The sequence below is a fragment of the Pseudoalteromonas sp. McH1-7 genome, from assembly GCF_013366255.1.
In the GTDB taxonomy this organism is placed as follows: Bacteria; Pseudomonadota; Gammaproteobacteria; order Enterobacterales; family Alteromonadaceae; genus Pseudoalteromonas; species Pseudoalteromonas peptidolytica.
The window spans coordinates 307,476-313,663 of the sequence record NZ_JABWPQ010000001.1 but is presented as its reverse complement, the minus strand read 5'-3'; the positions used below and the strand labels follow the sequence as shown (position 1 = coordinate 313,663).

Annotated in this window: 6 protein-coding genes; all 6 read left to right on the top strand. The window is 41.4% G+C overall.

Going from position 1 to position 6,188, the window contains the following annotated elements; genetic code table 11:
- The first annotated feature begins 257 nt into the window (after nucleotides 1-257).
- The 6 genes from HUZ36_RS01255 to nhaC all read left to right on the top strand — a co-directional run bounded on the left by HUZ36_RS01255 (nucleotide 258) and on the right by nhaC (nucleotide 6,077).
- Nucleotides 258-635 carry a hypothetical protein gene (locus tag HUZ36_RS01255; RefSeq protein ID WP_128731326.1) on the top strand — a complete coding sequence of 126 codons (378 nt, stop codon included), beginning with the start codon at nucleotides 258-260 and terminating at the stop codon, nucleotides 633-635.
- A gap of 121 nt (nucleotides 636-756) precedes the next feature.
- Entirely contained in the window at nucleotides 757-1,215 is a 459-nt protein-coding gene (locus HUZ36_RS01250; protein ID WP_125252716.1) for a GAF domain-containing protein, read from the top strand.
- Complete coding sequence (locus tag HUZ36_RS01245; protein ID WP_125252717.1) at nucleotides 1,215-1,493, top strand: hypothetical protein; 279 nt, start codon at nucleotides 1,215-1,217, stop codon at nucleotides 1,491-1,493. The genes HUZ36_RS01250 and HUZ36_RS01245 overlap by 1 nt, the downstream gene beginning before the upstream one ends.
- 15 nt (nucleotides 1,494-1,508) lie before the next feature.
- Nucleotides 1,509-2,159 (top strand): RNA chaperone ProQ, encoded by a 651-nt coding sequence (gene proQ / locus HUZ36_RS01240; RefSeq protein ID WP_128731327.1) that lies wholly within the window; start codon nucleotides 1,509-1,511, stop codon nucleotides 2,157-2,159.
- A 10-nt stretch (nucleotides 2,160-2,169) separates the two neighbouring features.
- The gene (gene prc, locus HUZ36_RS01235) at nucleotides 2,170-4,200 is read left to right on the top strand and encodes a carboxy terminal-processing peptidase (protein ID WP_176031796.1); all 2,031 of its coding nucleotides are present in this window, start codon (nucleotides 2,170-2,172) and stop codon (nucleotides 4,198-4,200) included.
- A 413-nt stretch (nucleotides 4,201-4,613) separates the two neighbouring features.
- Nucleotides 4,614-6,077, top strand: a complete 1,464-nt coding sequence (nhaC, locus tag HUZ36_RS01230) for a Na+/H+ antiporter NhaC (protein WP_128731329.1) — start codon at nucleotides 4,614-4,616, stop codon at nucleotides 6,075-6,077.
- The last annotated feature ends 111 nt before the right edge of the window (nucleotides 6,078-6,188 follow it).

Below are 6,188 nucleotides of genomic sequence, written 5' to 3'. Positions count from 1 at the left end.
TGGTTGAAAGCACCGGTCTTGAAAACCGGCATACGTTAATAGCGTATCTAGGGTTCAAATCCCTATCTCTCCGCCACATTTCAAGCCCTCGAATTCGAGGGCTTTTTTGTTCCTAGTATCAAGTTTTTCCGCGCTATATTTTCAGCCGTATATACTCGATTAAAATCCCTATTAGACCAAAGTCTGCTAGTGCAGGGTCTTGGCTTGCACAATACTCTATCATGTTGAATAAATAATATGTGTAGAGAGTGTTGAATATGAAACAAGTTGGCAAAGGGGTAGGGTTTTCTTTATTGTCCCCATTGATCGTAGGCAGTGTACTTGGTATCTACTACAGCTTTACACTCGGTCGCAGTGAGATGTTCTTTAACTTACTACTTAGTGCAATTTCGAATGCTTATATCGTTGGTCTTGCCATGTGCCTATTCGTTGTCCCTGGATATATCCTCATGTTTAAGTACAACAAGGTGCAATATAGCGGTTTGCTAACATTGGGTTTACTTGGTGGTGCGCTATTCAGCTATCTTTTTTCCACACAATCGGGAGTGGGTTTTATTGTTAACGCCTTAATGTCAATGCTAGCAGCAGGGCTTTTCTTGTTTGGTTTGCGGGCACGCAATCATAAAACTGAGTGATAATTGACCGAGTAGCGTAGCTTTTACAGATAATTAATACTTTTTCAGTCGAAAAGGTTTTAATTATTTCTCCGAAAGAGTACCTTTAGCTTTTGTCGTTCAATTCGTGAATTTGATGGTAATGCAAAAGCAAGATTTTTATCAAACTTTAGTGAAACAAGCTCAGGGCTTGATCAGTGGTGAGCATAACATGGTTGCCAATATGGCTAACTTGAGTGCGCTTTTATTTACAACCCTTGAGGATATCAACTGGGCTGGGTTTTATCTTATGGACAGTGCAGATGAACTTGTACTTGGACCATTTCAAGGTAATCCAGCTTGTATCCGTATACCCGTAGGAAAAGGGGTGTGCGGAACTGCTGCGGCAAGCTGCGAAACGCAGCTGGTTGAAGATGTTCACGCATTTTCGGGTCACATTGCATGCGACGCGGCATCAAATTCAGAAATCGTCATCCCTGTCTTCAAAGATAATAAAGTGATAGCTGTGCTAGACATCGACAGTCCTAGTCTGGCAAGATTTGATGAGCAAGACAAAAAAGGCTTAGAAGCATTTGTTAAAGTTTTTGAGGAAACACTTTAATGAAGGATATGCTTCAGGTACAAGATTATTTGTTTTCCTATGCCGATGTTGGTGATTGGGAAGGCGAAGAAGAGGTGGTTGCAGAGCGCTTAAATGAGCTTATTCATCACGCCTGGGATTTACTCCCTGAAGATTTAGATTGCGATACAATTGATAATCTCATCGAAGGCATTTGGGAACATCTTCGCGGTGATTTGGCACTTCTTGAAGCAGATATAGAAGAGCTAACTGACTGGGTAACACACTATATAAACTCGTCGCTCGATGAGCAGATGTAATTAATAGGTTTAAAAATGGAAACCACAAACAAGCTAAAAGACATAAATGAAGTATTAGACTTCTTATTTTCCGAATTTCCTAAGTGCTTTAAGCAAAAGGAAGGGATCAAACCACTTAAAGTAGGTATTTTTAAAGATATCGCAGAGCGTATTGAAGGGTCTGACAAAGTCAGTAAAACTCAGGTACGTCAAGCGCTTCGTAAATACACATCTAATTGGCGCTATTTAGAAGCTGTCACTAAAAATGAGTTCCGTATTGACCTTGATGGTAATCAAGCTGAAAAGGTTGAGCAGGAACATGTGGAGCATGCGGAAAAGGCACTTGCTGAGAGCCGCGCTAAAATGGCTAAACGCAAAAAGCCACAGCGTCCAAACAATCGTGATGGCGAAACAAAATCTTACAAAAAGAAACCACATGGAAGGGATCGTCAAGACCAAAAACGCCCTAAAATGAATAATAAACCTGCTGAAGTTAAACCTAAGCGCAGTGGTAAAGTTGAACCTTTACCAGCAGAACAGGTCAAGGTTAATAACAAAGTAAAAGTTAAGCTTGGTCAAGCGCTTGTTAATGCTACTATCACTGAAGTTAAAAATGACGAAGTGCACGTAGAGCTTGTAACAGGAATGCAAGTTAAGACCAAAGCAGACAGCCTATTTATCCAATAAGGAGTTGTATATGAGTAAAAAGTTACCACTCATTTCCCTAGTCGCAGCGTTCGTATCGAGTGTTTCTTTAGCCTCGACAAGCACAGTCACCATTAAAGACTTGCCGGTTCTTAAACCTGAAGCGCAGCATACAACGGCTAGTAAGCGAGTGACCAACTTATTTACTCGACAACACTATAAACGCTTCAGCTTTAATGATGCGTTGTCTGATAAGATATTCGACCGCTATGTAGAAGCAATCGATTTTAATAAATCCTTGCTGTTGCAGTCGGATATCGAAAGCTTTCAGCAATACAGAAAGCGCTTTGACGACGCATTGATTTCAGGCAAACTCGAGTTTGCCTATGACATGTTCAATTTGAGTATGAAGCGACGTTTTGAACGTTATGATTTTGCAATAGGTCTCCTCGAAAAAGAAATGGACTTTGAGAAAAAAGACGAGTTCATCTTTGATAGAGAAGACGATAACTACGCAAATTCAATGGTTGAGCTTGATGAGTATTGGCGTCAGCGTGTTAAATCAGATGCGCTGAGATTGAAACTGACTGGTAAAAACTGGGAAGAAATTAAAGAAATACTCACCAAGCGATACAAAAATGCACAAAAGCGCTTGGCCCAAACTAACAGTGAAGATGCGTTTCAAGTCATTATGAACGCTTTTGCACGTAGCATCGAAGCACATACCTCTTACCTGTCCCCTCGAAGAGCCGAGCAATTTAAGATGGACATGGATCTTGAGCTTGAAGGCATCGGGGCGGTGTTGAGTTATGATGAAGACTATACAGTTATCCGTAGCTTAGTGCCTGGTGGGCCCGCAGATAAAACTGAAAAGCTGAAACCAGAAGATAAAATTATCGGTGTCGCGCAAGGTGAAAAAGAATTTGTAGATGTGATTGGCTGGCGGTTAGATGACGTTGTCGATCTCATTAAAGGACCAAAAGGCACTACAGTACGTTTACAGTACTTGAAAGGAGCTGATAGCCACGGTACACCAAAAGTGGTTGAGATTGTCCGAGACAAAGTAAAACTTGAAGACCGCGCAGTAAAGTCAGAGGTATTTGAAGCTAAGTACTCTGATCTGCAGAGCAAAATTGGAGTTATTGAAATTCCAAGTTTTTACAACAACCTTTCTCAAGATGTAAAAACTGAACTTGCCAAATTAAAAGAAGCAGAAGTTGACGGTGTGATCGTCGATTTACGACAAAATGGTGGTGGTTCTTTGTTTGAGGCGACACAGCTATCAGGTCTCTTTATCGACCAAGGCCCTGTTGTTCAGATCCACACAGCATATAATCGAGTTGAAAGCCAACAAGATAGAGATGGCATTACATTTTACGATGGTCCCTTAACTGTACTTGTTGATCGTTATAGCGCATCAGCATCTGAAATTTTCGCCGCTGCGATGCAAGATTATGGCCGTGCCGTTGTGATTGGTGAGCAAACCTTTGGTAAGGGTACGGTTCAGCAACATCGTGGGCTGGGTAAGAATTACGATTTATTTGAAAATCCTTTGGGAAGCGTAACTTATACCATTGCTAAGTTTTATCGTATTGATGGTGGTAGTACGCAGCACAAAGGCGTGATTCCAGACATTTTATTGCCTTCAGCTGTCAACCCTGAAGATTGGGGGGAAAGTCAGGAAGATAACGCATTACCTTGGGATAGCATCGTTAGGGCCAAATACTCAAGTTTGGATAATTTATCTTCTATGATCCAATATTTAAGTAAGCGCCATGACGAGCGAGTTCAAAAAGAGCCTGAGTTCACTTATGTCTATCAAGATATTGAACAATACAAGGCACGTAAAGACGATAAATCTATATCTTTGGTTGAAGCCGAGCGAATTAAAGAGCGTGAAGAGCGAGATGCACTCGTACTGAAACGTACAAATGAGCGCTTGAAACGACTTGGTTTGGAACCCGTCGAAGATTTAGACGATGCACCTGAAGTCATATCTGAGCTAGATCCCTATCTAGAAGAGGCAGCACTGATCACACAAGATCTCATATCGTATGGTCGAATAGCCAAACAAGGTTCGTAACTGATAAAAGGCGCTTCAAGCGCCTTTTATCTTTGTATCATCCTATCTAACCTTAGCTGCTGATAATTGATGCTAGCTATTGGTGCGCAGTTACCTTAGCGAGAGCAGGACGTGGAAGGGGGTCCCCTAAAACTTTCTGTCTAGACAAGGAGAAAGCGAAGTTGTGTCCTAGCAACAATGAGTTAGAATATTCCTTATCTAAACCTCAGGTTAATTAGTGAAATTGGTATTACTTTTATTTTACAATCTTTGCTATGATCTGCGAAATTTTTTGGGCTAATACTTTTTTGAGGCTTTTTGAATGTTAAATGTGGTTTGTCCACATCGTACAAGGATATTCAAAACGGCTCAAAACGGTATACTACAAATAAAATAATTATAAGCATGAGTCGTCGTGCATAGGAGTATTCCTTTTGAAACAACAAAAACAGCCGTCATTTGTCGACGCGCTTATCCCGATTACGCTGCTTGTCACTTTACTGGGGGCCGCCGTATATCTGTATGGTGATAGTTCTTCGTCGGGTCCTAACCAAATAGCATTGTTATTTGCTACTTTCACAGCTGCATTAATTGGCTTGAAAAATGGCTACACTTGGAAAACTTTGGAAGAAGCGATGATCAAGGGGATCACGATTTCCCTTGGTGCAATTATTATTCTGTTGATGGTTGGTGCCTTAATCGGCACGTGGTTACTATCCGGAACTGTTCCGACGTTAATCTATTACGGTTTGCAGGTTATTAATCCAAGCTGGTTCTATGCCGCGAGCTGCTTGATCTGTGGTGTGGTCGCGATGAGTATCGGTAGCTCATGGACAACGGCTGCCACTATTGGTGTTGCACTGCTTGGTGTTGCGACAGGTTTAGGGCTAGACCAGGTGGTCACGGCGGGCGCTGTTATATCCGGAGCATACTTTGGTGACAAACTTAGCCCGTTATCTGAAACGACTAATCTCGCTCCAGCAGTAGCTGGAAGCGATTTGTTTGATCATATTCAACATATGCTGTGGACGACAGTCCCAAGCTTTGTCATCGCACTTATTATTTTTATCTTTATGGGCTTCAACGCTGAGGTAAATAGCGAGGCCGGACGCATAGATGAGATCGTTTCTATATTACAAAGCAACTTTAATATAAATATTTTCATGCTAGTTCCACTATTAGTGCTTCTGGGACTTGCGATTAGAAAAATGCCCGCCTTTCCCGCTATTTCGATTGGCGCTGTGATCGGTGCTGTTTGGGCTGTTTTGTTTCAAGGAGAGTTAATTGCGAGTCAAATTGATCGCAGCCAAGGTGAATTAGTTGGCTATATTAAACTCGTATGGGCAACCTTTTTTGATGGTTTTGCCCTACAAACTGGCGATGCAAAAATGGATGATTTGCTCAGCGGTGGTGGAATGTCCTCAATGCTTACCACAACTTGGTTAGTGATGACTGCACTGATGTTTGGCGCGATAATGGAAAAAACGGGTCTTTTAGATGTATTTGTACGCAGTATTTTAAAAATAGCGAAGAGTACGGGCTCACTTATTGCGTCAACAATAGCTACCTGTGTTGGCACAAACTTGGTTGCTGCCGATCAATACATAGCGATAGTTGTTCCAGGACGAATGTTCAAAGAAGAATATAAAAAGCGAGGCTTAAAAAGTGTCAATCTTTCTCGTACGTTAGAGGATGGCGGTACTATTACCAGTCCACTTATTCCATGGAATACCTGTGGTGCCTACATGCAGAGCGTACTTCTGATCAATCCATTTGATTATGCCATGTATGCGTTTTTTAATTTGATTAACCCATTATTAGCGGTTATCTATGCGTATCTTGGTATTAAAATTTTGAAAATTACGCCACCAGAGATGAAGGTTGAAGGATCAAAGTAAGTGCTGAGATTTGAAAAGAAGCTACAAGGTTACTGATGACAATCGACGGTAGCTCAGATCCAAAAGCGAAAATCGCCTACAACGATTGAAGATGGGCGTAAATGAATTTAT

Bases quoted from the DNA above. Each gene is read 5' to 3' on its own strand.
- HUZ36_RS01255 (WP_128731326.1), top strand. From the start codon at position 258: ATGAAACAAGTTGGCAAAGGGGTAGGGTTTTCTTTATTGTCCCCATTG.
- HUZ36_RS01250 (WP_125252716.1), top strand. From the start codon at position 757: ATGCAAAAGCAAGATTTTTATCAAACTTTAGTGAAACAAGCTCAGGGC.
- HUZ36_RS01245 (WP_125252717.1), top strand. From the start codon at position 1,215: ATGAAGGATATGCTTCAGGTACAAGATTATTTGTTTTCCTATGCCGAT.
- proQ (WP_128731327.1), top strand. From the start codon at position 1,509: ATGGAAACCACAAACAAGCTAAAAGACATAAATGAAGTATTAGACTTC.
- prc (WP_176031796.1), top strand. From the start codon at position 2,170: ATGAGTAAAAAGTTACCACTCATTTCCCTAGTCGCAGCGTTCGTATCG.